Origin of the sequence: Enterobacter sp. ECC-249 (assembly GCF_043965265.1) — a bacterium.
In the GTDB taxonomy this organism is placed as follows: Bacteria; Pseudomonadota; Gammaproteobacteria; order Enterobacterales; family Enterobacteriaceae; genus Enterobacter; species Enterobacter quasiroggenkampii.
Genome location: NZ_CP143662.1, coordinates 1 through 24,179, shown reverse-complemented (window position 1 = coordinate 24,179; position 24,179 = coordinate 1). Strand labels below are relative to the sequence as shown.

Sequence of the window (24,179 nt, the reverse complement as noted above, 5' to 3'; positions counted from 1 at the left end):
CATGAGTGGAATATTTGTCGGGTTAAACAGCCATATTATGGAGGGGTTTGACAGCGTACTGAACGACGTGGCCGCCACGACGGGGGGATGGATGGCGCATCTGTTCTCCGTCGCGGTGCTCTCGTTGTACATCACGTGGCGTGCCTACCAGACGATGGCAGGCAAGCTTGTCCGCCCCTTCGAGGAGATCGTCTGGGACGTGAGCCGGATGCTCATCATCATGATTTTCGTCACCAACGCCGGAGGCTATCTCGATCTCGTTTCGGATGCCATCACCGGCCTGCGGGACGGCTTCAGCGGCGATGCATCCATATGGACACGGCTGGATACGGTCTGGGAAAAGGCTCAGGTTTTGGGTGAAAATTTATACATACTTGACGACTCATCATATGTAAAAGCCAAAGGCCTATTAGCGCAGTTTCTGATCTGGGCTGGCGTGATATTACTGGTTGGCATCACTGCCATCATCAACCTGATCGCCGAACTGGTGATGCTGTTGATGCTGGCAACCGCGCCGATCTTTATCTATTGCCTGATGTGGTCATGGTTCCGGGATATGTTCAGCAACTGGCTCAGAATTATTCTGGGCTGCATCCTTACCTCCCTGTTCAGTGGCATCGCCCTGACGGTAGTAATGAATTATCTGGACTACATTCTGGCGGGCGCCACAAACGCATCGGAGGCCAACTACCTGACCCTGGCCGTTCAGGTCTTCCTCGGCACGGCGGGTGCCGCTGCCGTGATGGTGCTGACCTGGAAACTCGCCGAGGCGCTCGCAGGGGCATCCGCGCAGGGTGCCGCGCAGGCACTCGCCGCATCAGGAATAGGATCAGGTCAGAAAATCGTCTCCAACACAGCGGGTAGCGTGGGAGATAAAGCCTCACAGAACCTGAACAGCACCGGCAGCGCAACGGCCTCCGCCGCCTCCCGCACCACCGGCGATGCGCGCAGCCGCAGACGCGCCGCCGTTCAGAGGATGCAGGAACGCTATCAACGATAACCCCGCATGACTGAATCCGGCGGGACGCCGCAACGGCATCCTGCGGCTTCGTCACGTCTTTACTAACAGGAAATCAACATGAAATACGGCATCACGCTGCTGATGCTGTGCCTGCTTGCAGGCTGCGCACAGCGAAATACCTCACTTCCGCCCGTATCGGGCAACCCGGAGCCGGTCAATTCCCCGGCCATTATTCAGGAGTTAACCCCTCATGTCTGAACTTACCGCCAAAGCCCTGAGCGACTCGCGCTCGTTTGAGAACGCCATTCTTGAGCGGGATCTGCGCATGAAAAAGGCGGGCTGGATCGTGGCGGCGCTCGCCGGGCTGCTGCTCGTCTGCGCCCTTTCCGCCCTTATCCTGCTTCTGCCGCTCAAAACCACCACCGTAGAGCTGTACACGCTCGACCGTCAGACCGGGCGCATCGAGCGCGTCACCACCGTCGGCGAGGACAAGCTGGACACCTCCGAGGTGCTCAATCTGTCGCAGTCCGCAAGCTATGTGAAGCGCCGCGAGGGGTACAACTATTTCGCCCTTCAGCAGGACTACAGGGAAACGCAGATGTTCAACAGCGACGCGGTCAACAAGGAATACCTCGACTGGTTTGACAGCCCCGACGCCCCGGACGCCGTGTTTCAGAAGGCGGCCTATGTTGTCACGGTGGAAATCCTCTCCAACGTGCCCTCAGCGGGCACCGGCTCCAGCATGGTGGAGCTGATGCGCATCAAGCGCACCATTCGAAAGGTCAAGGACAACACCGAGACGCACGATTACTGGACGATTCGCATGACCTACCGCTATTTCCCGCAGAAGAAAATGACGGCCTCCGAGCGCGAGGTGAACCCGTTCGGCTTCACGGTCACCAGTTATCAGCGGTTTAAGGAGAAAAGCGATGAATAAAGTGCTGATGTGTGCCCTTCTGCTGACCGCCGCATCAGCATGGGGTGCGGCAACGCCGCGCGGCAGCGCCTTTGACAGCCGCATGCAGAACATCCCCTACAACAGCCAGAACACGACGGTTATCAACACGCGGGCGGGCTACATCACGACGCTGATTTTTGACGCCGACGAGGAGGTGATCACCGCCACGGCCGGTTTTCCGCAGGGCTGGACGATCACGCCCGACCGTAACCGCGTGGGGATTAGCCCCGCGCCGGTGAAGCAGCCGGTCACGGATGCGGACGGCAAAACCGTCCAGAAGATTTTCACCCCCACACAGCAGGACTGGCAGACCAACCTGTTTGTGACCACCACGAAGCGCGACTACAGCCTGATGCTGAACGTGATCGACAGCGACCGCGAGGCGGGAAACCTCGCCTTTGTGGTGCGTTTCAGCTACCCCGACGACACCCGCAGGCAGAACGACGCCGCCCGCCTCGCCCGTCAGCAGGAGCTTCAGGCCGCGCAGGAAAAAGAGCGCATTCAGCTTGCCCTGAAGAAATCCACCGCGCCGCGCAACTGGAACTACACCCGCAGGGTGGCGGCAGGCTCGGCGTCCATCACCCCGGATTTTGCGTATGACGACGGGCGGTTTACCTATCTCGGCTTTTCCCCGCAGAAGCGGATCCCGTCGCCGACGGTTATCGTCGGCGGCAGCGAACAGGTGATCACCCCGACCTTCAGCACCGAGGGCAACTTCCGGGTGATGGTGCTACGCTCGCTTTCCCCGCGCTTTGTGCTGCGCTACGGCAGCCAGGTCGTGGGTATTGAAAACGGCAGCTATGGACAGGTCACAGTGGCGAACGGCAGCACCGTCTCACCGGACGTGAAACTGGAGAGCAAATGATGAACGAACAGGAAGACATTAAAACCGCCGCCGAACTGGAGGCGGAAGCACGCGAGCGGGCGCGGGCAGAGATTGACGGCGACAAACCCGCCTCAGGTGCGGTTCAGCCCGGACAGCCGCAGGTGGTGCAGCACGCGAAGCGACGCAGCCACCGCACGCTCGTGCTGGCCGTTATCAGCCTGGTATTGCTGGTCATTATCGCCACCGGCGGGGATTATCTGATGGGGAAACTGAAGGGAGACGGCAGCGCGTCGCGCGCCAGCCGTGAACCGGAAACGCAGACCACCTCCCCCGCCCGCGAACGCCAGAACATCGGACAGGATCTGAACCCGCTGGGGCAGCTGACAGACAGCGCCGGGCAGGAAAAGACCGGACCGGACGATACCGCCGCGCCGCCGCCCGCATCGCCGCCCCCCGTTACGTTTGACAAGGTCAGCGCCCTGGCAGAAAGCGCCACGACGACGGCGACCAGCGCCCCTAAACGCACGACAGGCAGTAACGCACCGTCAGCGGGCAGCGCGTCCGCGCCGGGCTCTGCGACGCCAGCAGGACAGGCGCAGGATAACGGGCTGGCGCGCATCACCGGCGTGAAGCGGCTCGGTCTCGATCCGGATTTGTATATACCGTCCGACAGACATATCCCCTGCGCGATGATGCAGCGCTTCGTTTCGGACGTGGGCGGGCGTTTCAAGTGTCTTATCAGCGAGGACGTTTACAGCGCCAGCAATGCCGTGACCCTTATCCCGGCTGGGACTGAAGCGCGCGGCCTGTACCGCACCGGAACGCTGAAAAACGGGCAGGGGCGGCTTTTTCTCGCCATCACCGAGCTGCGCACGCCTGAACCCGGACGCCTGGTGATTCCGATGGCTGACAGCCAGGCCGTGGGCGCGATGGGCGAGAACGGCGTCGCGGGCTGGATAGACAATCACTGGCTGGAGCGGATAGGTAATACCCTCCTGCTCGGTTCGGTACAGGATATTGCCGCAGCGGCCTCCGGCTCGTCACCGGGCAGGGATCGCAACACCGACTATACGGAGAATACCCGCGCGGCCACGGCGGAAATGGCAAAAACGCTGCTGGAAAACAGCATCAACATTCCGCCAACGATGTACCTCAACCAGGGGGATGTGATTGGCCTTGTCACCGGGGCGGATATTGATTTTTCAGACGTCTACAGACTGCGCATGAGGTAAGCGATGGACGATAACCTGACTGATACCCCGTCAGAGGGCAACGTCGCGCTGTCACACCTGCGCGACCTGCTGTTCGGGGACTACCTGAGCCGGGAGGGGCTGACGGAGATCGCCATCAACCGCCCCGGCGAGATCCACACAAAAATTAACGGGCGCTGGGAAATGCACGCCTCGCCGGTCACGCTGCGCCAGTGCTCGTCCTTTGCCAGGGCGCTGGCCGTGTGGAATAACGACACCATTGATGATACCTCGCCCATCCTCTCGGCCACGCTGCCGACCGGGGAACGCTGCCAGATAGTGGTGCCCCCGGCCTGCGAGCGCAACACCATCTCGATCACCCTGCGTAAGCCGGATTATTTCCAGCGCACGCATCAGTCGTACATCGATGACGGTTTTTATGATCGGGTAAAGGGTATTGAGAAGGTGGTATCCAGAGACGACGAGCTTAGCGCGCTCTATCAGAGCGGGAATATCCCGCTATTTATGGAAAAGTGCGTCGAGTACGGCAAAACGCTCTTTGTGGTGGGGGAAACCGGTTCGGGAAAAACCACTTACATGAAGATGCTGCTGCGCTACATCCCGGACTGGCTGCGCCTTATCACTATCGAGGACAACCCGGAGCTGAAGTTTTACAGCCAGAAAAACTACGTTCACCTGTTCTATCCGGCAGACGCCGGGGAGGGAGCGATCGTCACCTCCGATCGACTGGTGCGCGCCATCTACCGTATGAACCCCGACCGCCCGCTGCTTGCCGAAGTCCGCGGGCGCGAGGCGTGGGATGCCCTCAAGCTGATTGAGTCCGGGCACGAGGGGTTTATGTCCTCCCTTCACGCGGGTAGCCCGCGCGAGTGTATCTCCGGGCTGATTGACCGTTGCTATGAGCACCCGGCGTGCCGTGGCATGCCGGTTGACGTTCTGCTGCGCAAGGTTCTGCACTGCGTTGACGTTATCGCGAGCGTTGACGTTCACGGCAACGTGCGCCGCATGAACGACGTTTATTTTAAACCCCTGCACATGCAGGCCATGAAGGAGAGTTTCAATGATGCTGCCTAAACTGACCGGCCTGACGGCGCTGGCCGTCCTCCTGGCGGGCTGCTCCTCGCCGCCGGAGCCTGCGGCCGTTAACTGGTCGCAACCGGCGCAGCCGGTAACGGCCACCCTGCCGGTATGGGAACCTAACCGCCTGGTCGTGGCCTCGTCGGTAACGGAGGGGCACTGGTCGCAGGTGCTTGCCCACTTCCAACCCGGCGGGGTTTACCCGGCCACACAGTGGTACGCGGTGGCGCACGCCTCGCGGGCGGTAGTGAACGCCCCGGACGGCCAGCGCTACTTTGCGGCCAAAACATGGTTACGTGATGGCGGCTATCACGGGATCGTTGAGTATCGTCCCCGCCCCGGCTGCCTGACCTGCAACACGTCGGAAATTATCTTCTACCGATAACGGCGGTAGGTGTCTGAGTCCTTCAGACCGTCACCGGCGTTAAACAACCACCGGGCGTTAGTGCCCTTATCCCCTCAGAGGAATGAATCATGAAGCATACCGTAATCACGGCGGCGCTGCTGTGCGCCCTCGCCTGCCCGGCGTTCGCTGCCGACGGCCAGAAAGCCGACCCGAACGATCCGTGCGCGATCGTGCTGTGCCTGGCCGGAAAGCTTGACGGCAGCAGTCCCGCCGAATGTGACCTGATGTATAAAACGTTCATGTCAGTTAAGAAGAAAAACAAGCACGGCTTTCTTCCCGGCCACACGTCGGACGCAAGAAAGAAAATGCTCAATCAGTGTCCCTCAGCTGACAGCGGCACAATCAATAAGATCATCTCTAAATTCGGCCGCCTTAGCGGCTGGTAATGATTAACGGCAGATAAAAGGCGCATATCAGCGCCTTTTTTTATGCCCTCTATTTAATTCCTTTGGACAGTAATATGAAAAACTCACTCAAAGTATTAACAGCATTAATCATGCTGTCGATTTATCCGGCAACATCGCAGGCTGCCACTGAGAGCGCCGCAACAACCATCTTAGGTAATGGTGCATCCACATCAGGAGGAGGAGCCAGCACGGCAATCGGTGGCGGTGCGTCAGCCGTAACAAACGGGACGTCACTTGGTTTTCAGGCAAACTCCTCAAATACAGGCGCGGTGGCAGTAGGTACGCAGTCATCGGCGTCGGGTGTAGGTTCTGTCGCCACCGGCGGTAACAGCTTAGCCAGCGGTGATTATTCGATTGCGGCCGGATTTCAGGCCGGGGCGACGGGTACGGGCAGCCTTGCTTTGGGTTCTCAAAGCAAGGCTCTTGCCGATTCCGCCACATCTGTGGGCAAGGGTGCAGTTGCGAACAAATATAACTCCGTTGCACTCGGTGCGGGTTCTGTAACGGATCGGGATAACTCGGTTTCCGTGGGCAGCGCTGGCAATGAGCGCCAGATAACGAGTGTTGCAGCAGGTACAGCAGACACCGATGCCGCCAACGTCGGCCAGCTCAATTCTGCAATAGCCGCAGAGCAGGCCGCCCGTGAGGCAGGTGATGCCGCATCGCTGGCCGCCGCCAACAGCTACACCGATGCATCCAGCGCCAGCATGCTGAAACAGGCCAACAGCTACACCGATGCATCCAGCGCCAGCACGCTGAATCAGGCCAACAGCTACACCGACAAATCCAGCGCCAGCACGCTGAAACAGGCCAACAGCTACACCGATGCATCCAGTGCCAGCACGCTGAACCAGGCCAACAGCTACACCGACGCATCAAGTGCCAGCACGCTGAACCAGGCTAACACCTACACCGACGCATCCAGTGTCAGCACGCTGAACCAGGCCAACAGCTACACCGACGCATCAAGTGCCAGCACGCTGAACCAGGCTAACAGCTACACCGACGCATCCAGCGCCAGCATGCTGAACCAGGCTAACAGCTACACCGACACAGCCACCGCCGCTGCGGTCGATAAGTCGAAAGACTACACCGACACGGCCACCGCTGCTGCGGTCGATAAGTCGAAAGACTATACCGACACGGCCACCGCCGCAGCGGTCGATAAGTCGAAGGACTACACCGACACGGCCACTGCCGCAGCGGTCGATAAGTCGAAGGACTACACCGACACAGCTACCGCCGCAGCGGTCGATAAATCGAAGGATTACACGGATCACCGCGTTGATAACCTCACCTCAACGGCAGTTGAGCAATCCAACAGCTATACCAATGAAAAGTACGACCAGAGCATTAACTACGCGCAAAACGCAGCGAATCAGGCTGAAAGCAATGCTGCCAGCTATACCGATAATCGCGTCAATGCGTTAAGCCACTCGACTAATCAGCGATTCAAACAGCTCAATTCAAAAATTGACCGTGCAGAAAAGCGTCTCAATGCCGGTGTTGCCGGTGTTACCGCGATCGCGTCGATTCCGTATGTCGCGGAAAACTCATTTTCTTACGGTATCGGCCTGGGTAATTACCAGAACGGCAACTCGATTGCTGGCGGCGTCAATTACAAAACATCCCCGAACACCAACGTAAGACTCAATGTTTCATGGGATTCATCCAGGAACAGTGCGGTCGGCATTGGATTTGCCGGGGGCTGGTAAATGAAGCCCGGATTTATTTCTCCCCCCTGGGCGCATACGCGCGGTGATTCCGTAAGCGCCCTGAACCTTATTAACCGCGCGGAGAAAAATGCGGCCTGCGGCTGCGGGCTGCATTACGAGATCTACCACTACCGCGTCCTGGACGAGCTGCAAAACGTACTAACGAAGCTAAGCGGCGATGATGCGGCAATCTTTCTGGAGATTGCCGCATCACAGGGTTTTCGTCTGGATGCCAGCGCCATCAATGACGCGCATCAGGCGTACTGCGTAACGCGATCCGAAATAAGAAAGGAACAGGAATAATGAGACTATTTATCGCCGAAAAACCCGCCGTTGCGACCGATATTGTGAAAGCCCTCGGCGGCAACTTTACCCGCCACGACGGTTATTTTGAATCCTCCACCGACATTGTGAGCTACTGCGTCGGCCACGTGCTGGAAATGGTGCCCCCGGAGACGATTAACCCGGCCTATGCCACCTGGTCGCTCGACACCCTGCCGCTGAAGCTGTACCCCGTTAAGCTTCAGCCCAAAGTGAGCGTGGCAAAACAGGCCAACACCCTGGTGAAGCTGATCCAGCGCCCGGATATCAAAATAATTGTCCACTGCGGTGACCCGGACGACGAAGGCCAGCTCCTCGTTGACGAGGTGCTGGAGTTCGCCGGTAACACGCGCCCGGTGAAGCGGGCGCTGATTAACGACAACACCGCGCCAGCGGTGAAAAAAGCCATCAATTCCCTGCGCGATAACAGCGATTTTCGTGGGATGTATCTGAAAGCCCTGATGCGCAGCGCCGGTGACGCCATTTTTGGCTTCAGCATGAGCCGCTGCTATACCCTGAAAGCCCGTGATAAAGGCTATAAGGGCACGATTTCGGTTGGCCGCGTCCAGACTCCGGTGCTGGGTATGATTGTGCGCCGGTGGCGCGACAATCAGGCACACAGCGAAGCGTTTTACTACCAGCTCGCCGGGCAGTTTGTCAGCGGCACGGACGTCGTCAGCGCCCGCTGGCAGACGTCCGAATACGCGCCGGTTGACGATAAAAAACGCCTGACGGATAAGGCCTGGGCAGAAGGGCTCGCCAGAGCGCTGGCCGGAAAACCGGCCAGCGTGCTCGCGGCGGCCACTGACCGGGGAAAAACCACAGCCGCCCCGCTGCCGTTTAACCTTCTGCGCCTCCAGGTGCATATGAACCGCAGGCATAAACTGACCGCGCAGCAGACGCTCGATATCACGCAGAAACTCAAGGACGGTAAATACATTACCTATAACCGCTCCGACTGCTCGTATCTGTCCGACGAACAGTTTAACGACGCGCCGCAGGTGGTGGCGGCCTTAAAAACGCTCGACGTTTTTAACGGCCTTGCCACCGATACGGCGCAGAAAAGCGCGGCGTTTGACAGTAAAAAAGTGACCGCCCACACCGCCATTATTCCGACGACGAACATGCCGGATTTAAGCCGCCTTACCGACAGGGAAAAGGAGGTTTATCTCGCCATCGCGCAGTTTTATCTCGCGCAGTTCGTGGCGAAAAAGCGCTATGACGAGGCGATCGCGGAGATCAAATGCGGTGACGAAATGTTTAAAGTCTCGGCGCGTAAAACCACGGACGCGGGTTTTACGGCGTTCCTTAGCGATGCGGAGGAAGACGACGACGAGGACGAAAACAGCAGCGCGTTTGAGGCCATCAGTCGTCTGCAAACCGGGGCGACATTAACCTGCCGCGAGGTGGTGATTTCCGAGAAAAAAACCAAACCGCTACCGCTGTTTACCGAGGCAACCCTGCTCGCTGCCCTCGTTCGCGTGGCCGATTTTGTCGCCGATCCGCGCATTAAAAAACTGCTCAAGGAGAAGGATAAGGACAAGAAAGACGAACACGGCGGCATCGGCACTCCGGCGACCCGCGCGGCCATTATCGAGACGCTGAAAACCCGCGATTACATCACCGTGGAAAAGGGCAAATTCATCCCGACCGCCGCCGGGCTGGCGTTAATTGATGCCCTGCCCGATTCGGTGACGCAGCCGGATATGACCGCCGTGTGGGCTGAAAAACAGGCCGCAGTTGAAACCGGCGAAATGACCATTGAGCGGTTTATTGATGGTCTTTACGCGGAAGTATCCCGCCTGGTTGAGAGCGCCGATATTGCCATCAGCGCGGCGGAAACACAGCCCGCTAAAACGGCGCTTAACCGCCTCGCGGTTAAATGCCCGTCGTGCGGAGCTGAGCTGGTTATGACGCCGAAAACCTGCGCCTGCACCGGCTGTCAGTTCAAAATCTGGCTGGAAGTGCGCGGCAAAAAGCTGACGGCAAAACAGGCCGAAACGTTAATCGGCAAAGGCAAAACCGGCGTTATTAAAGGTTTTAAATCGAAGAAAAACGACGATACCTATTCGATGATCGTCACCCTTAAAAATCCGCAAACCGGTGAACTCGGTTTTGAATATCCACCCCGCGATCCGCTGAAAGGATTGAACGTATCTGTACCGAAGGAGCTGAAATTATGAACCGTATCCAGGACGAATTAACCTCAGAGCGCGCGCTGAAAAAGTTTTTACGTGAAAGTGATTTCACCTTTCTGGAGAAGCTGAGCGCGCGTATTTCAGCGGCGCTTGATGAAAAGCGCGCGGAGCATATCAAGCAGGAAAATCAGCGCCGCCTGCGCGAGGAAAAGCGCAATGAACTGCTGGCGCTCATTGAATCGGAAGGTTTTTCGGCGGCGGAACTGGCGGGCAATTCAGCCGCGCCATCGTCGGCAAAAAGGAAACCGAAATACCAGTATGTTGAGCACGGCGTGCGTAAAACATGGTCAGGCGTGGGGCGTGTACCGGTCTTTATTCAGCAGGAACTGGACGCCGGAAAAACCCTCGAAAGCTTTTTAATAGGTAACTCAAATGAATAGTTTCGCAAGAATTATCATCATCGCATCTCTGGCAGCCACAACGGTTTTATATTTTTGCTTTTTAAGGTGAGCAGCAACCTGCTCAGTCGCGCTGGGTGTGACGCTTTTCAGGCTGCGAAGATTTGCGAGGCCGGGGATTCAATTTTGAAAAAATTGCTAATCACCGGACCGTAAAATCAGCGCAGTGGTGAGAGGCGAGTAAATTCAATTTCGAAGAAATTGCTAATTTGCGTCGCCGAACCCACTTTTGAGCGCTCCCCCCAAGTGAGCCGAAAAAAGCCGGGGGGGGCCGAATAAATTTTGCCGCCCAAGCGAGCAAAAAGACGCGCCCACGCGTCGGTTTATTTGGGGGGCTTGCCCCCCACACCGTCGCGCATAGCGCGCGACGGTGTGGCCTCTTTTGACCTTGGGGGTTTTGGCCGGGCGTTCAGCCAAGACATTACCCCCATGCGACATGCAGTAAGGGCGTCCAGCCCGCGCGGAATGCCGCACGCCGTTAGATCGCGGGAGTATACCTCCTGCGATCATGGCCGCTTCGCGGCCACCGCCTTTTTCCCTTTTCTCGCCTCATGCTCTCGCCTCACCGGCTCGCCACATACCTCTCACCGAGAGTATGAGGCGAGCCGGTGAGGCGAGAAACGCTTAAGGAGAATATCGTGATATTCGACAAACTGAATCATTTGCTGTCGCCGATAGCAAATGCCGTCCTGGCTTTTATTGCTTTTTTGCAGGCGCATCAGCTGGCGTTAGCGCTGCTGTCAGGCGTCATGCTGCCTTTTATATTTTCTGCGAGACACGGCGGGCAGGAAAAGCCGACGTTTCTGCAAAGGATCTTAATTCTGCTTTCTATGATCTGTTTTGTTTTCGGCACGATAGCGCCGGTGGCCGTCTGGTTTTTACAGCGCATTTATGGCCGGGAAGATATCGCCAGCCCGCCGCTGCTGAGCTGGACAATGGCGCTGCTGTTTACCGTCGCCGGGTTTATTCTGCATGTAATTTTACGGCGTCTGATCTCGCCTGAATTTGACAAGGTCAAACGCGGCATGGTGAAAAAAACCAGCATGGAGCGCGACCGCAGAACCGACGTTCGCCGGGTAAAAGAGATTTTACCCGTCTCCACCGAATACGATCCGATGGATTACATCGATCTGAATAAGGGTGTTTTTATCGGGCTGAGCCGCGAAGGCGAGCCGCAGTATATTCCGTTAAAAGAATGGCAGACCCAGCACGCCGACATTATCGGCACCACCGGTGCCGGTAAAGGCGTCGTAACCGGTATTCTGCTTTATCAGAGTATCCTCGCCGACGAGGGCGTTTTTATTCTCGACCCCAAAAACGACGAGTGGGCCCCGCACCTGTATAAAAAGGCGTGCGCGGACGCCGGAAAACCCTTCGTGCTTATCGACCTGAACAAGCAGGAATACCAGATGAACCTTATCGACGGCATCACCGCCGATCATCTGGAGGAATTATTCGTGGCCGGTTTCAGCCTGGCGGAAAAAGGCGAGGCGGCAGATTTTTACCGTATCGACGATCGCAAGGCGGCGAGAACGGCGGCGCAGTTCGTGAAGAATAATCCGGGCGCGACCGTGCGGGATATCTATAACGGCGATTATGTCCAGGGCATCGGCGAAACGATCAAAGCCTTTCACGGTAAAACCGAGGAGCTGGCGATGCTCAACAGCATTAACGCGCCCGGCGGTTTTGCGCTGAAGGAGATTTTCGACAAAGGCGGTTGCTGCTACATCATCGGCTCAATGCGTAACTCTAAAATCATTACCGCGCAGCGCATGATTTTAGTTCGCCTGTTCCAGCTCGCGGAATTACGCGACCGCGTCGCGGGGAATATCCGCCCCATCGCCATCTTTAAGGACGAGGTTAAATATCACCTGTCAAAACCTGCGCTCGAAGGGTTAGGCGCGGCGCGCGATAAAGGCGTTCATATCTTAATGGCGCACCAGTCGATTGCCGACCTGCGCGACTGTCCGGCGGATTTAAACGGCGACGCCGTTGTGGGTGCGGTCGTGGAAAACTGCAAGTTTAAGCTGGTTTATAAACTTCAGGATCCGGACACAGCCGAATGGATTGCGCGCATGTCCGGCACGATTTTAGTCGATGATGAAAGCCGGAAAGTCACCACCACGGCAGTGCTGACAGAAAAAGTCGATAACGAGCGCATGCTGCGCCAGGCGGAAAGCTATTACATCGACAGCAATATGCTCCAGAACCTGCCGAAGTTCGTCAGCTATATCTTCAGCCAGAACGCGCTCGCGTTCCCGTCGTTAATCTCACCGCTCAAGGTTAAAAAAGCCCCGCTGGAACTGTATTCCCTGCCGCCGGTTGCAGCGGCTACCGTGGCTGAAGTTAAACCGGTACTGGATCTGGATTTTGATACGACAGCTCCGGCAGTTCCGGCACCTGACATTTTTCCCGACAGCACCACGGCCACCAAGAAAACCCCAGTACCGCCAATTCCCTCACCTCCGGTGCAGCCTGACGAGGAGTGGCTGATGGCATCACAGTCCGCCCAAAATGACGAAGTACATTCATTGCTGGATTTATAAATTTCAGGAGGCTTTATGCTCTTAATGAACAATACCGAACGCCGAGAACGTAATCATGAAAAAATCCGCATTCTCCTGAATTTTTTGAAAGAAGAAACTTACAGCGACTTCAACATACTAAAGTTATTGTTTGATTTCAAAAATCATAAATCAGTCTATGCATTGTTAAATAAGGTTGAGAAGATGGGACTGATTCAAAAATACGTATACGAATCCCATTCTTTAAAACTCTCAATCTGGGGCATTACTGCCGACGGTCTGGCCGTGATCCTGACAGACGACGATAAGGTGATGCCCGCCCGCTTTGAACCCTACCGCCTGACCGGCTGGTCACTCGACCATCACCTTGATAACCAGCTCGCGCGCCTGACGCTGGAGAAGAACGGCGCGACGGGGTGGATTAACGGCGACCGTTCAACTTTCCTCAGTCAGTACAGCGTCAAACACCGTCCCGACGGGCTTATCAGCCTGCCGGACGGCAGGCCGATCGCCGTTGAAACCGAGCGACGCATTAAAACAAAGGCGCGCTATCAGTCCATCATGGCGAGCCACCTGCTGGCTATCAGCGATAAAAAATGGCGGTACGCGTTTTACGTCGCCCCGGACGAGGCGAAAAAGCGCGCCCTGAAGATTATTTTTGACAGCATTACCAGCGTGATCGTGAAAAACCAGCATGTACCACTGGAGGCAAAACACCGCGATGTCTTTCGCTTTTATACCCTCGACGAACTGAAAAGCCTGGAGCTGGACAACTATGCGTAAAACCGCCCTTCTGGTGATGGCTGCCGCCCTTTTTGTGCCTGTTTTCTCCACTGCTGCGCCCGTCCTGACGGCGGGTTTTTCACCGTCTGACGGGCGCCCTGCCCTTGAGGTCGTGATCGGTGCCATAAACAACGCCAGGCAGAGCATTGACGTCGCGGCCTACAGCTTCACCAGTAAGCCGGTCGCAACGGCGCTCGCCGGTGCTAACCGGCGCGGCGTGGCCGTGCGCGTGGTGGCCGACAAAAAGGCCAACAGCGACCGCTACACTGCCGTGACGTATCTGGTAAACCAGGGCGTACCGGTTCGCCTTAACGGCCGTTACGCCATCATGCACAACAAGTTTATGGTGATCGACGGCAAAAACGTCCAGACCGGATCGTTTAACTACACGGCCAGCGCCGTTTCGCGCAACGCGGAAAACGTGCTGCTGATCGAGGATGCGCCGCAGCTGGGGGAGGCGTACCAGCGAGAATTTAAACGCCTGTGGGATGAGGGTACCCCTATGAATGCCCGGTACTGAATCAGCCCCGTCTGCGGACGGGGCTTTTTTTTTACTCCACTTCCAGCCAGGTTTTACGCCCTTCAAGGTGCAACGCTTTCAGCATGGCGATCACGTCTTCATCTGAGCGACCGCCATAGTTAAGTCGGGTCTGCTGCCCTTCAAAATCCACCACAATAATGGTGTCCAGCGTCACCGACAGCAGCTCGCGGAGATCACGTAGCGTCTGCCCTGTACTGCGTGAATGCATGCACTGGGTTATCCGGTTGGCCGCCTCCTGGCACAATCCCTCTACGGCCTCGCGGTATGCCAGACGCAGATCGAGGTTGCCCTCGATGTCGCTGATCAGTTTAACCACCGCCGTTTTGACGGTTTTGATTTCAGGAAATTTCGTTTTTGGGGAGCCTGACTGCTCCAGCGGGGATACGCTGGTCGCTGGTGCAGCTTTAGGGGCGGTTGTCGGGGTGTGCAGTTTCATCGTCATGGTCGTTTCTCCGTCAGTATGAATTTCGTCTTCGTATCGCCTGACGGTTCGGCCTGCCCGGAGTCGTTCTGGTCAGCAAGGGCGCGCAGCGTGCCATTTACCCTTACTGACCAGGTTGTGACGGGGGACGATTACCGGAAGCTGATACGCAGGAGACAGGCATCACAGGAGAAAATGACGATGTGCACACACGGACTTACCGCCCCTTTAGCTGCGGCAGCGAAAGCCGTTACGTCATTTTTTACGTAAGATATCGCGCCGCTACGTATCCCGGATACGTAGCGGCTGCCGCCTGAAAAAGGGTTCATTTTTTTTGAATCTCTCCGGTTTATTTTTCCGTGCTGGCATCAGCAGCAGGACATCCTGCAGCTGATGCCAGCCGCGTTACAGAATTTTAAAAAACAGCGACTTATATAATTCCCTCCCTAATTCTCTCTCTTTCAAAAATTCTGAAGCCCTGCACCGCAGGGCTCCAGCTGTCAGCAGTCCATCAGCCAGCGGTGCGCTTTTGAGGCCGCTGCCGCCGCTTTAAAGATGTAGCGCTTGTCTCCCTTCAGGGCTTTCAGCCAGGACGCGATATAGCTTTCATGCTGCACCTCTCCCGTAATCCCCAAATCCGCCATCAGAAACGCGCTGCCCAGCTCGGCGATCAGTTCCTCAAACGCATACGCCTCAGAGCCAAATTTATTGCCTTTTTCACGATTGAGGCGGGACGCTGCACCCGTCCAGTGAACCAGCTCATGCAGGCCGGTGGCGTAGAAGTTCGCCGCGTCCGCGAAGCGGAACCGCTCCGGCAGGACGATTTCATCGGTGCCCGGACGATAGAACGCCTTTACGCCCTGCTCGGTGATTTTTGCCCCGCTCCGGGTCATGAGTGCTTCCGCCTGCGGCAGCGGATCGAAACCGGCAACCGGCTGCGGCACGCTCTCGATGCTCAGGCCGTCGATTTGCTCCACGTTAAACACGGTAAAGGCTTTCAGCATCGGGATTTTTTCGATTTCCCCGTCCTCGTCCTCTTTCTCCAGCGTCTTGTAAAAGATGGCCGTCGTGCCGTATTCACCTTTACGAACCTGGCCGCCCAGCTCCTGCGCCTGTTTGTAGGTCAGCCAGCGCTCGTCCTGAAAACCCTGTTTTGCCGCACTACACCACAGCAGCATGATATTAATTCCGCTGTATGCCGTGCCGGTGCTGAAGTTGGCCGGTAATCCCGCCGCTGCGCCGTTGCGAACCCACGGACACACCCACGGCTTAACGCCGCTTTCCAGGGCTGCAATGATGCTGTCCGTTACTGTCTGATAAAGGTCTGTTTTTACCGCGCCCGCGCGTGCTTTGCCCCTGGAAAATTTCGTTTTTGAGGAGCCTGACTGCTCCAGCGGGGATACGCTGGTCGCCTGTGCAGCTTTAGGGGCTGTTGTCTGGGTGTGCAGGTTCATCGTCATGGCTGTTTCTCCGTCAGTGTGAATTTCGTCTTCGTATCGCCTGACGGTTCGGCCTGCCCGGAGTCGTTCTGGTCAGCAGGGGCGCGCAGCGTGCCATTTACCCTTGCTGACCAGGTTGTGACGGGGGACGATTATCGGAAGCTGATGCGCAGGAGAAAGGCTTCACAGGAAAGAATGACGATGTGCACACCCGGACTTACAGCCCCTTTAGCTGCACGGGTGAAACTGCCCTTCAGCTCAGGGAGTACGGGTAAAAAAGCACTGACAACATCAGTGCTGCCTTTGTATGCGTGGTGTTACACTACCGCTGCCGGTCAGTACGCCCTTCCTGAAACCGGGGGCGGTTTGTTTTCGGGGACGTTCTGACCGGCACTCCCCCATCACTTGCAGTAGTTTCACCGTCCTTTATGCCATATATACACAGCATAGGAGGTGAATCTGATGCCACGACGCTATGAAATTGACGCTGCCTGGCGTGCGGCCATCACCCGTGAACAGGATGGCCGTCAGACCGTCACAACCGCTGCCTTTGTCCAAAACCCGCACAAGTTCAACTGGCACTGGACGCCCCGCCGGGCGAACCAGTGGATAGAAACGTATGTGTCGGTCTACATATCTTTTAAGTACATTTTTTCTTTTGGCTTTGCACCTTCCTCAGTATCACAAGTTATTTTCAGAAAAGTGTTTCGCAAAGAGAAACGCGTGCTATAATGTTTCCTGTCGAGAAACAGGGAATCAATAATGATAAAAAGTTTCAAGCACAAAGGGCTACAAAAGCTCTTTGAGAACGACGATCCGAGCGGAGTACAGGCAAAGGATGTGGAGAGAATAAAAATCCGGCTCCTGATGTTAGACGAAGCGACGACAACAGAAGATTTCCGCGCCTATCCAGGGTTCAAATTTCACCCACTGAAAGGCGATAAGAAGAATCTTTATGCGATCACCGTTCGGGCGAACTGGCGAATCACCTTTGAGTTTATCGATGGTGATGCCTACATACTGAATCTGGAGGACTACCACTAATGACGATGTTCAACCCCCCACACCCAGGGGGATTGATTACCGAATACCTGGAGGATAACGAAATCAGCTTACGCGCCCTTGCCCGTAACCTCGACGTTTCCCCTTCTGCGCTGAGTAAAGTCTCGGCTGGTAAAGCGGCGATCAGTCCTGAAATGGCACTGAAACTTGAGGCCGGTTTAGGCATTGCAGCTCGACTCTGGCTGGCAATGCAAGCGACCTATGACCTTAGCCGCGCCCGTAAGGAGATCGACCTCTCCCATGTGGTGCCGGTTACAGTCAAAAGTGACGTAGCCGTACACTAATATAAGCCCTTATTAGAGCTTCATCACTGCTCATAGAGGAAGCTCCGCTAAAGCGGGGCTTTTTTATTCACGCAAAAGATTGGTTCGTTGCTGAGGCTTTGGATTTTGGCTGGTCGAATGCTTTTGAAACCGGCGATGATCTTGGAATTTTGCTTCACTTAAATGTGAGCGCTCCTCACTTCGCACCGCAGGGTCAGCTCCCACTAGGTATGTAAGATTGCGTTAAATATTCGAAGCCGCAGCAGCAGTTTTTTGTAAAAAAACGCTCTATTTAACATATTGTACGTTGCGAGAACCTGTGGTTTTTCCCAGATAAATGCATTTCACCCGTTTGAGAAAGTCGATATCCATAGCGCTGGCAGTCTCTGCAACAGTGTAGTTATTGCCAGGGCCACTTAAACGGATTCGCGTTTAAATGATGCATTGAAACTTCTTCTTTTCATTGAGGCTACTGTCATGTCCAGAGATGAGCATATTACCTTTGTTAAGGAGGCCAAATTATGTGGATCACTAAAGTTAGGCGCCAAAAAATTCTCGATGCCGATACCTCCCTCCCCTTCTCCGCGATTCTTAAAATGCTCAGATGACTAAGCGGAGGCCCCTCAAGAAAGTGCCAATTGCGATAACGGCAACATTCCTCATTTCGGAGAAATGTGCGTACCCGATCAACAGGACGTTGCAACGGGAAAATGAATGAAGGTGTGCGATAGCTCATTATTGAATCAGATATCGAGAAACTAGATGTTGCTTATAAACTCAAATCATTTCGTACTCACAGGCTCCTTTGCTTAAGTGATTTCATGATTCTATAATCATATAATCTCACACTCATTTAATCACAGAATCATTTACTGCAGCCTACACTTCGTAACGGACACAAGCTTGTTTGCCAATTACACTGATCGACCATAATAAACAAGTATGTTGGGTATTCTTTCATTTACACATGCGTGTTTTAGTCGACCGCGCAAGGCATAACGACAGTAGGGTCTCGATTCGGTAATAAAAAGCATCGTTTCTGTGATGCGAGCAATCTCTGAAATGTATTGCCCAAAATAATACTGATATGCTCATGTAATCACATGATTATATGAGCATATAAGCAATACCTTCTGATGCACTGACAGATGTAATGCTGCAAGTCACAGAATTAGTTATAACCAGGCCGGATCGCCGCCCATAGCTTTAACTAAACGACAGAGCATGGTATCACCACCCCTGACTCCCCTTTTATCATTTATTCAGAACCATGCCCTTGTGGCATAGCAACTCCACGTTATGCAAAGTTGCCGTAGTTGTGCTCAGGTAATTTATTTCCAAACACTATGATTGGTTTTTAACCACGGGATAACCTACGCAACCTATAGCGGCAGAAAGCTACCGTGACCAGAGCAAATCAAATCTTTTGATGCTATTGAATCCGAACAGCTTCTTACATATCCCCGCCATCTCATAGAGTAAGTGATTTACAACACAATCACTTTTACGCCGCAAATATGCCGCATGAAGTGGGTTCAAGAAAGAGCCTATACGCAAAAATGACGCAAGAACAGATGTACAGCATTGGTAATGTTTGCTAAATTACAAATCATACTCAAAATTGCCGCACATATGACGCAAATGTGCGTATGTAAAATTTTCGGGAGTGAAACGATGAAGATTTTTATGGATGATGGCTCTACCAACATCAAAATGCTTTGGACTGATTCTGACGGCACCGAACGCCGACACATTAGCCCTAATAGTTTCAAACGAGGCTGGTCTGCAAGTTTCGGTTCAGGGAAGGTTTATAACTACGTTCTTGATGGCGAGAAATACTCTTACGACTTGGTTAGCCCTTCAGCTCTTGAAACGAACAATGTCTCCTGGCAGTACAGTCCTTTAAACGTTATTGCTGTGCATCATGCGCTTCATACCAGTGGCATTGCTCCTCAGCCAGTTGAAATCGTAGTGACTCTGCCACTAGCAGAATTTTTCGATACAGATGCGCAACCGAATATGGATAACATCAACCGCAAAAAAGAAAGCCTGATGCGCGCGGTTGAGCTTAATAAGCAAGCAGGTTTTATAATAGAAAAAATAACGGTTCGCCCTGAGTCTATCCCAGCAGGTGTTGGTCTGGCCGACGAACTAAGCACATCTCATTCTATGCTTATCATCGACCTTGGCGGCACGACCCTGGATGTGTCATTGGTTGTAGGCAAAATGACGGGAATCTCTCGTGTCTATGGTAACTCTGAACTGGGTGTGTCACTGGTAACATCAGCCGTTAAACAGGCTTTGGCTAGCGCAGAGACAAAAACATCCAGCTTTAACGTCGATAATCTGATCATTAATCGTCATGATGATGCTTATCTATCCGATAATATCAACGAGATTGAAGCTCTCGATGATGTCAAAAAGGCCATGACTCAAGCCATCTATCGCCTGCAGCGCCGCGTCCTTGACGTTGTAGCAGACTTTGATGGCTATACACATATTATGGTCATTGGCGGCGGAGCACCGCTAATTGCGGACACTATTCGCGATAACACTTCTATCCGGCAGGATCGCTTCTTTGTTTCGAACGACCCGCAGTTTGACTTGGTCACCGGGCTGAAGGCTATAGGATAAGAAATGAGGGGCTAAAAGCCCCCTTTTTTAGAGGAGGTCAACTTGACGGATAAAACTGAGCGTAAGGCTCCAGGACGTAAAAACACGTCTGCAGCAGAAGTACGTAAAGACATTCGTTTCTACCTTCGCCCGACAAAAGCTGTTAATGAGCAATACGCCGCTGACAAACTCAGCGAGTTGCCGGGTGAAACCCAAGATCACATGCGACAGTTTTCTCTTGCAGGTCTGGCGCTCGCTGAAGTCGATAGCCGACTGCCAGCAGTTTTGGCTTCAATGCTCAAGCCGGGAGTAACTGGTACAGAGATTGAAGCGGTTCTTAGAGCTTTCCTCAGCATGGACCTATCGCTACAGCCACAAGTAGTAAAATCCGAAGAGTCTTCCAAAACGATCGGCTCTGCCAGGAACCTACGCAACTTGCTCCCAGACTAACCTCCAGCAGCTCGTCCAAGGGATGCCCCCTATGAGTAAAAGATTATATGATTACAAAATCATATAATCTTTTTATTCCATGCACACATGATTCCATGTTGCTTTACTCATGCTCGCCGATTAATATTCACACATACAGTGTGATTATGTATGCAAACACTCAAATGATTACATAATCATATAGTCAAACAATCATGTGAGGGTGTATGGCTAAGATTATCGCGATTCTGAATGGGAAGGGCGGTGTAGGTAAAACGACGTCGACTATCAACATTGCTACGGCTATCCAGCGCAAAGGGTTCTCTGTTGCCGTCGTAGATACTGATCCCCAGGGGAGCATCAGTAACTGGTTCGATGAAGAGAAGTGTGCATTTGACCTGACCGAAGCGGCCAGTGAGAAAGAGGTCTACCAGGTACGCAAATCCTTAAAATCATATGATTATGTAATCATTGACGGTGCAGCTGCTATCTCCGCCATTTCTTCTGCAGCGGTAATGGTTTCCGATCTGGTCGTTATCCCTGTGACCCCATCACCACTGGACTTTGCTGCATGCGGTGCAATTCTGGCAGTTATTGAGGCTCGTCAGGACTTACAACCGGTGGAAGCTCGCTTTCTCATCACCAAGAAAATTCCGCACAGCAAAATGCTTTCTGTCCTTAAAGACTCGATCGAAGACACTGGCGTACCAGCCTTCAGAACGTCTATCTCTCAGCGTCAGGCTTACGTAAAAGTTATGCTCGATGGCAGTACCGTATTCGATACGGATGACGGCGCAGCAAAAGGTGAGATTGATGTACTGACGAACGAAATTCTGGAGATAACTGCATGAGCAAGCCCGCTATGAAAATGAAACTTGGCCAGAACCGTGCCACACCAGCTGCCGTTGATGCCGTAATGAAGCCGTCAGTCATCACTAAACGACTGCAGATGAACATCCCTGAAGATCTCCATAAAGAGTTCAAGAAGGCTTGCGTCGATGATGACGTTGAAATGACGGACGTTGTCACTCAACTTGTAAGGGACTGGCTGAAGGGTAGGGCATAAACAAATGCTCACATGAGTACATGAGTATTTAATAATCGAATTCTAAGATGTTATGATGTTTAAATGACGGACGTCGTAACTAAGTTGGTAAGGAACTGGCTGAAAGACAGGGCATAAAACATAATCTCATAAACACATAATCATATGATTATTGGATTATAGAATTACTGAATCTTATGCTGTTAAGACAAAACAAAAGCCCCGACTAGCGGGGCTTTTGTTTATTCGTCTTGGGCTTCGAATAATTCTTCTATCGATTTGGTTGGATAGAAGAGGGCATTACTATTTTCGCGCTTGAGCTGGATGAAGCCAAGGCCAAGGTAGAATTTTTTGGCGTCGTCGCTGAGTGCTTCAACAAACATTCCATGTATTCCTACTGCCTGGGAAGCCTGATACACAACCTTCATGGCATGCGTTACAAGCGTTTCTCCATACCCTTGACGTTGAATGCTATTGTCAATTGCCAAACGCCCCAGCGTTACACTGGGAACGTTTTTATAGGGCACACGCTTTTGCTGAGTCTTGCTCGGGAAATACTCCTTTTCGAAGCAGCTCCCAGACAATGTGTAGTACCCCACAACCCGAGGTTTTTCCTCTCTCGTGACGAGCACATAACCACGCAAAAACTTGCCAATGTGTTGGCGTTTCAGATGGTCTGTGAGAAAAGTATTAAGATACTCTTCACCGCAATCGAAGTTGCTTACATCATACTCAACTTCCTCAGAAAAAATTTCTACCTTTAAACCTCGCATGTTATCACTCCAAATTCTGGAGACGCTTAGCAGCTTTTTTCAGTCGGTCGTTCGGTGCTGGCGGGTTACTGATCGCTTCCATAACCGCGTTCCATGACTCCTCGTTGAGGGTCAGGCGGCGGTGCTGATTAATAATTACCGCTGCACGTTCAGAGGCAGTGCTAACCATGAACTGTGAAATTGACTGGTTAGTCATTGCCGCGGCTTCTTCGATCATGCTCTTATCGTCTTCATTTAATCTAAGATCGATGCGCTGTTTCTTCAGTGCTGACATGGTCATTCTCCTCGAACACCCGTGATGTAAAAAGGGCGGTCAACTCTTTTTACGTGCGAGCCGATTGCTCTTAAATTTGTCTAGGCTTATCACCTGTAAATTGCCAGAAATTAAAATATGTACGGCATTTTACCGTACATAGATGATAAGGGCGGTAAATGAAACTATCAACTACAAGTTGTATTCAAAGGCAGCTATCGTACGAAATGTTGTAGTTGCTGTGACCAGCTCCCCGTTGAAGTAAATCCCCAAAAAACCTCATTAGAACCTTAATGAACTGGAGATTTAATGGGATGTGTGATTTACGAAGGTGCTCGCAAGTTTTTTGGGAGTTGAAGTGTGTTTGTAAAGCGGTTGTGTTTGTAATCCGGATCACAGAGAGGCATGGAGCAGAAGTGTGTTTATAAATCGGATCGTGTTTATAAAGCGGATCGATAAACACAAACGTTGAGCGTGCTTATAAACCGGATTTTCAGACAGCAGGGGAGAGCTAAAGGTATGGATATAACTGCATTCGTGTTTATAAAGCGGATGACAGGGCTATTTGAAGGGCTTAAAAACCCTCCGTACTACGCCAAAACGTGACTTCATCCGCCTTATAAACACATGTTTGGGTTACTCGTCTTCGTCCTGGTTTTTCTTATCCGCTTTATAACCACCTGGCACTGTCTTGATATCCGGGCGTGGCGTCCGGCTAGCGATGAGTAAGTGCCATTCACCGTCACGCTTCACAACATCACCATCAAGGTAGCCAACAGCTTTCAACTCATCTATCGCCTTGTTAATAACCCGGTTCTGCTGGTTATTAGGTGAAGTAAGCATCAGACGCCGCTTTATACGAGCAAACGAAAGAGGAATCGGCTTCTCGGGCAAACTTTCCAGGAACGTATAAAGAGCCTGTGCAGTACCTTTGTTGGCCAACTGCCGGAGTATAAACATCTGAATAAGAACCTGCCGATCAAACTGGTAGAGCTCCCAAAGCGACTCATCCGCAATGAGTACCATCGTGTCTTTTACTTCATCCCACTTACCACGGCTTAACAAACCGGACACGACACCTTGTTTATCACTCTCTGACGATAAGCGGATCGTCGTCCCACGCAAGCGGGCCAGAGAGTCCGCCAGACGCGTTCTAAGGCTTTTATCCTTGTCCTTGGGGAGATAACCACAAAAGGTCGCGAACTCGCTAAATGGGAGCTCTACAGTGTTTCCATTGAGGCCATATTTAGAGAACGCGAGGATGATCCCAACCCAAACCTTAAAATCAGTCTCCATAGACAGACGTGGGCCACTGATCCGAATGTCGGTATAACCTTCAGCCCGGGCCAGCTCCAGGCTTTGAAGTTCTTTGCTGGCATCAATGTTGATATTACCGGTATCCTTACCCTTGCGTTTCAAAGAGGGTAAGAATAGCCCGAGGCGCATCAAAGCAACTGGTTGGACGGTAGCGTTTTTTGTGGGGATGAGTTTCTTATTTTCCCCAATGACCTCTAACACTGTTTCGAGAGAAAGTTCCTGTTCTTTCTTAGACAT

The 24,179-nt window shown here is 53.4% G+C and carries 27 protein-coding genes; 22 read left to right on the top strand and 5 right to left on the bottom strand.

Translation table 11 applies throughout. The features are described 5' to 3' along the window. Window position 1: 1 nt before the first annotated feature. The 15 genes from V1587_RS22375 (at window position 2) to V1587_RS22305 (ending at window position 14,306) form a co-directional block, all read left to right on the top strand. Window positions 2–1,000: a type IV secretion system protein gene (locus V1587_RS22375; protein ID WP_395314621.1), complete on the top strand. Its 999-nt coding sequence runs from the start codon at window positions 2–4 to the stop codon at window positions 998–1,000. A 78-nt stretch (window positions 1,001–1,078) separates the two neighbouring features. Then, on the top strand, window positions 1,079–1,219 hold the full coding sequence (locus V1587_RS22370) for a hypothetical protein (protein ID WP_032640091.1): 141 nt from the start codon (window positions 1,079–1,081) through the stop codon (window positions 1,217–1,219). Next, window positions 1,212–1,898 (top strand): virB8 family protein, encoded by a 687-nt coding sequence (locus tag V1587_RS22365; protein ID WP_064790891.1) that lies wholly within the window; start codon window positions 1,212–1,214, stop codon window positions 1,896–1,898. Before V1587_RS22370 ends, V1587_RS22365 begins: the two co-directional genes overlap by 8 nt. Next, window positions 1,891–2,784 (top strand): P-type conjugative transfer protein VirB9, encoded by an 894-nt coding sequence (gene virB9, locus V1587_RS22360; RefSeq protein WP_348943389.1) that lies wholly within the window; start codon window positions 1,891–1,893, stop codon window positions 2,782–2,784. The genes V1587_RS22365 and virB9 overlap by 8 nt, the downstream gene beginning before the upstream one ends. Continuing rightward, window positions 2,781–3,977: a VirB10/TraB/TrbI family type IV secretion system protein gene (virB10, locus tag V1587_RS22355; RefSeq protein ID WP_395314620.1), complete on the top strand. Its 1,197-nt coding sequence runs from the start codon at window positions 2,781–2,783 to the stop codon at window positions 3,975–3,977. Before virB9 ends, virB10 begins: the two co-directional genes overlap by 4 nt. Before the next feature lie 3 nt (window positions 3,978–3,980). Then, window positions 3,981–5,030 (top strand): P-type DNA transfer ATPase VirB11, encoded by a 1,050-nt coding sequence (virB11, locus tag V1587_RS22350; protein WP_050511226.1) that lies wholly within the window; start codon window positions 3,981–3,983, stop codon window positions 5,028–5,030. Then, window positions 5,017–5,418 (top strand): cag pathogenicity island Cag12 family protein, encoded by a 402-nt coding sequence (locus tag V1587_RS22345; RefSeq protein WP_032640099.1) that lies wholly within the window; start codon window positions 5,017–5,019, stop codon window positions 5,416–5,418. The genes virB11 and V1587_RS22345 overlap by 14 nt, the downstream gene beginning before the upstream one ends. Before the next feature lie 89 nt (window positions 5,419–5,507). Continuing rightward, the gene (locus V1587_RS22340) at window positions 5,508–5,825 is read left to right on the top strand and encodes a TrbM/KikA/MpfK family conjugal transfer protein (RefSeq protein ID WP_032640101.1); all 318 of its coding nucleotides are present in this window, start codon (window positions 5,508–5,510) and stop codon (window positions 5,823–5,825) included. A gap of 290 nt (window positions 5,826–6,115) precedes the next feature. Beyond that, entirely contained in the window at window positions 6,116–7,561 is a 1,446-nt protein-coding gene (locus V1587_RS22335) for a YadA-like family protein (RefSeq protein ID WP_395314619.1), read from the top strand. Then, window positions 7,562–7,864: a hypothetical protein gene (locus V1587_RS22330; protein WP_032640103.1), complete on the top strand. Its 303-nt coding sequence runs from the start codon at window positions 7,562–7,564 to the stop codon at window positions 7,862–7,864. After that, entirely contained in the window at window positions 7,864–10,065 is a 2,202-nt protein-coding gene (locus tag V1587_RS22325; protein WP_032640105.1) for a type IA DNA topoisomerase, read from the top strand. Before V1587_RS22330 ends, V1587_RS22325 begins: the two co-directional genes overlap by 1 nt. After that, a complete protein-coding gene (locus V1587_RS22320) occupies window positions 10,062–10,460 on the top strand; it encodes an H-NS family nucleoid-associated regulatory protein (RefSeq protein ID WP_032640107.1) in 399 nt (132 codons plus the stop codon). Before V1587_RS22325 ends, V1587_RS22320 begins: the two co-directional genes overlap by 4 nt. A gap of 656 nt (window positions 10,461–11,116) precedes the next feature. After that, window positions 11,117–13,024 (top strand): type IV secretory system conjugative DNA transfer family protein, encoded by a 1,908-nt coding sequence (locus V1587_RS22315; protein WP_395314618.1) that lies wholly within the window; start codon window positions 11,117–11,119, stop codon window positions 13,022–13,024. A 15-nt stretch (window positions 13,025–13,039) separates the two neighbouring features. Further along, complete coding sequence (gene mobC / locus V1587_RS22310) at window positions 13,040–13,786, top strand: MobC family replication-relaxation protein (protein ID WP_395314617.1); 747 nt, start codon at window positions 13,040–13,042, stop codon at window positions 13,784–13,786. Next, window positions 13,779–14,306 carry a phospholipase D family protein gene (locus V1587_RS22305; RefSeq protein ID WP_032640114.1) on the top strand — a complete coding sequence of 176 codons (528 nt, stop codon included), beginning with the start codon at window positions 13,779–13,781 and terminating at the stop codon, window positions 14,304–14,306. The genes mobC and V1587_RS22305 overlap by 8 nt, the downstream gene beginning before the upstream one ends. A gap of 31 nt (window positions 14,307–14,337) precedes the next feature. On the opposite strand, the gene V1587_RS22300 is transcribed toward V1587_RS22305, so the two are convergent. Together V1587_RS22300 and V1587_RS22295 are read right to left on the bottom strand one after the other, a co-directional pair. Next, on the bottom strand, window positions 14,338–14,769 hold the full coding sequence (locus tag V1587_RS22300) for a hypothetical protein (protein ID WP_395314633.1): 432 nt from the start codon (window positions 14,767–14,769) through the stop codon (window positions 14,338–14,340). 479 nt (window positions 14,770–15,248) lie between these two features. After that, window positions 15,249–16,208, bottom strand: a complete 960-nt coding sequence (locus tag V1587_RS22295) for an ArdC family protein (RefSeq protein WP_395314616.1) — start codon at window positions 16,206–16,208, stop codon at window positions 15,249–15,251. A gap of 441 nt (window positions 16,209–16,649) precedes the next feature. On the opposite strand from V1587_RS22295, the gene V1587_RS22290 reads away from it, so the two are divergent. The 7 genes from V1587_RS22290 to V1587_RS22260 all read left to right on the top strand — a co-directional run bounded on the left by V1587_RS22290 (window position 16,650) and on the right by V1587_RS22260 (window position 21,620). After that, window positions 16,650–16,919, top strand: coding sequence for a hypothetical protein (locus V1587_RS22290; protein WP_395314615.1), 270 nt, complete (start codon window positions 16,650–16,652; stop codon window positions 16,917–16,919). Window positions 16,920–16,949: 30 nt separating this feature from the next. After that, complete coding sequence (locus tag V1587_RS22285) at window positions 16,950–17,231, top strand: type II toxin-antitoxin system RelE/ParE family toxin (RefSeq protein ID WP_047626394.1); 282 nt, start codon at window positions 16,950–16,952, stop codon at window positions 17,229–17,231. Next, window positions 17,231–17,533 (top strand): HigA family addiction module antitoxin, encoded by a 303-nt coding sequence (locus V1587_RS22280; RefSeq protein ID WP_047626395.1) that lies wholly within the window; start codon window positions 17,231–17,233, stop codon window positions 17,531–17,533. Before V1587_RS22285 ends, V1587_RS22280 begins: the two co-directional genes overlap by 1 nt. Before the next feature lie 1,653 nt (window positions 17,534–19,186). Next, window positions 19,187–20,146, top strand: a complete 960-nt coding sequence (gene parM, locus V1587_RS22275; RefSeq protein ID WP_395314631.1) for a plasmid segregation protein ParM domain-containing protein — start codon at window positions 19,187–19,189, stop codon at window positions 20,144–20,146. A gap of 42 nt (window positions 20,147–20,188) precedes the next feature. Then, the gene (locus tag V1587_RS22270; protein WP_049001901.1) at window positions 20,189–20,575 is read left to right on the top strand and encodes a plasmid partitioning/stability family protein; all 387 of its coding nucleotides are present in this window, start codon (window positions 20,189–20,191) and stop codon (window positions 20,573–20,575) included. A gap of 206 nt (window positions 20,576–20,781) precedes the next feature. Then, window positions 20,782–21,405, top strand: a complete 624-nt coding sequence (gene parA, locus V1587_RS22265; protein ID WP_322408298.1) for a ParA family partition ATPase — start codon at window positions 20,782–20,784, stop codon at window positions 21,403–21,405. After that, window positions 21,402–21,620: a plasmid partition protein ParG gene (locus V1587_RS22260; RefSeq protein WP_232101232.1), complete on the top strand. Its 219-nt coding sequence runs from the start codon at window positions 21,402–21,404 to the stop codon at window positions 21,618–21,620. Before parA ends, V1587_RS22260 begins: the two co-directional genes overlap by 4 nt. A 221-nt stretch (window positions 21,621–21,841) precedes the next feature. On the opposite strand, the gene V1587_RS22255 is transcribed toward V1587_RS22260, so the two are convergent. From V1587_RS22255 to V1587_RS22245, 3 genes are all read right to left on the bottom strand, one after another. Then, entirely contained in the window at window positions 21,842–22,372 is a 531-nt protein-coding gene (locus tag V1587_RS22255) for a GNAT family N-acetyltransferase (protein WP_252064466.1), read from the bottom strand. A gap of 4 nt (window positions 22,373–22,376) precedes the next feature. Beyond that, a complete protein-coding gene (locus tag V1587_RS22250; RefSeq protein WP_064790902.1) occupies window positions 22,377–22,646 on the bottom strand; it encodes a DUF1778 domain-containing protein in 270 nt (89 codons plus the stop codon). Between the two features lie 615 nt (window positions 22,647–23,261). After that, the gene (locus tag V1587_RS22245) at window positions 23,262–24,179 is read right to left on the bottom strand and encodes a RepB family plasmid replication initiator protein (protein WP_050511221.1); all 918 of its coding nucleotides are present in this window, start codon (window positions 24,177–24,179) and stop codon (window positions 23,262–23,264) included.

Excerpts from the sequence above, each read along its gene's own strand:
- V1587_RS22375 (WP_395314621.1), top strand. The coding sequence starts at position 2 with ATGAGTGGAATATTTGTCGGGTTAAACAGCCATATTATGGAGGGGTTT.
- V1587_RS22370 (WP_032640091.1), top strand. The coding sequence starts at position 1,079 with ATGAAATACGGCATCACGCTGCTGATGCTGTGCCTGCTTGCAGGCTGC.
- V1587_RS22365 (WP_064790891.1), top strand. The coding sequence starts at position 1,212 with ATGTCTGAACTTACCGCCAAAGCCCTGAGCGACTCGCGCTCGTTTGAG.
- virB9 (WP_348943389.1), top strand. The coding sequence starts at position 1,891 with ATGAATAAAGTGCTGATGTGTGCCCTTCTGCTGACCGCCGCATCAGCA.
- virB10 (WP_395314620.1), top strand. The coding sequence starts at position 2,781 with ATGATGAACGAACAGGAAGACATTAAAACCGCCGCCGAACTGGAGGCG.
- virB11 (WP_050511226.1), top strand. The coding sequence starts at position 3,981 with ATGGACGATAACCTGACTGATACCCCGTCAGAGGGCAACGTCGCGCTG.
- V1587_RS22345 (WP_032640099.1), top strand. The coding sequence starts at position 5,017 with ATGATGCTGCCTAAACTGACCGGCCTGACGGCGCTGGCCGTCCTCCTG.
- V1587_RS22340 (WP_032640101.1), top strand. The coding sequence starts at position 5,508 with ATGAAGCATACCGTAATCACGGCGGCGCTGCTGTGCGCCCTCGCCTGC.
- V1587_RS22330 (WP_032640103.1), top strand. The coding sequence starts at position 7,562 with ATGAAGCCCGGATTTATTTCTCCCCCCTGGGCGCATACGCGCGGTGAT.
- V1587_RS22325 (WP_032640105.1), top strand. The coding sequence starts at position 7,864 with ATGAGACTATTTATCGCCGAAAAACCCGCCGTTGCGACCGATATTGTG.
- V1587_RS22320 (WP_032640107.1), top strand. The coding sequence starts at position 10,062 with ATGAACCGTATCCAGGACGAATTAACCTCAGAGCGCGCGCTGAAAAAG.
- mobC (WP_395314617.1), top strand. The coding sequence starts at position 13,040 with ATGCTCTTAATGAACAATACCGAACGCCGAGAACGTAATCATGAAAAA.
- V1587_RS22305 (WP_032640114.1), top strand. The coding sequence starts at position 13,779 with ATGCGTAAAACCGCCCTTCTGGTGATGGCTGCCGCCCTTTTTGTGCCT.
- V1587_RS22300 (WP_395314633.1), bottom strand. The coding sequence starts at position 14,769 with ATGACGATGAAACTGCACACCCCGACAACCGCCCCTAAAGCTGCACCA.
- V1587_RS22295 (WP_395314616.1), bottom strand. The coding sequence starts at position 16,208 with ATGACGATGAACCTGCACACCCAGACAACAGCCCCTAAAGCTGCACAG.
- V1587_RS22290 (WP_395314615.1), top strand. The coding sequence starts at position 16,650 with ATGCCACGACGCTATGAAATTGACGCTGCCTGGCGTGCGGCCATCACC.
- V1587_RS22285 (WP_047626394.1), top strand. The coding sequence starts at position 16,950 with ATGATAAAAAGTTTCAAGCACAAAGGGCTACAAAAGCTCTTTGAGAAC.
- V1587_RS22280 (WP_047626395.1), top strand. The coding sequence starts at position 17,231 with ATGACGATGTTCAACCCCCCACACCCAGGGGGATTGATTACCGAATAC.
- parM (WP_395314631.1), top strand. The coding sequence starts at position 19,187 with ATGAAGATTTTTATGGATGATGGCTCTACCAACATCAAAATGCTTTGG.
- parA (WP_322408298.1), top strand. The coding sequence starts at position 20,782 with ATGGCTAAGATTATCGCGATTCTGAATGGGAAGGGCGGTGTAGGTAAA.
- V1587_RS22260 (WP_232101232.1), top strand. The coding sequence starts at position 21,402 with ATGAGCAAGCCCGCTATGAAAATGAAACTTGGCCAGAACCGTGCCACA.
- V1587_RS22255 (WP_252064466.1), bottom strand. The coding sequence starts at position 22,372 with ATGCGAGGTTTAAAGGTAGAAATTTTTTCTGAGGAAGTTGAGTATGAT.
- V1587_RS22250 (WP_064790902.1), bottom strand. The coding sequence starts at position 22,646 with ATGTCAGCACTGAAGAAACAGCGCATCGATCTTAGATTAAATGAAGAC.
- V1587_RS22245 (WP_050511221.1), bottom strand. The coding sequence starts at position 24,179 with ATGTCTAAGAAAGAACAGGAACTTTCTCTCGAAACAGTGTTAGAGGTC.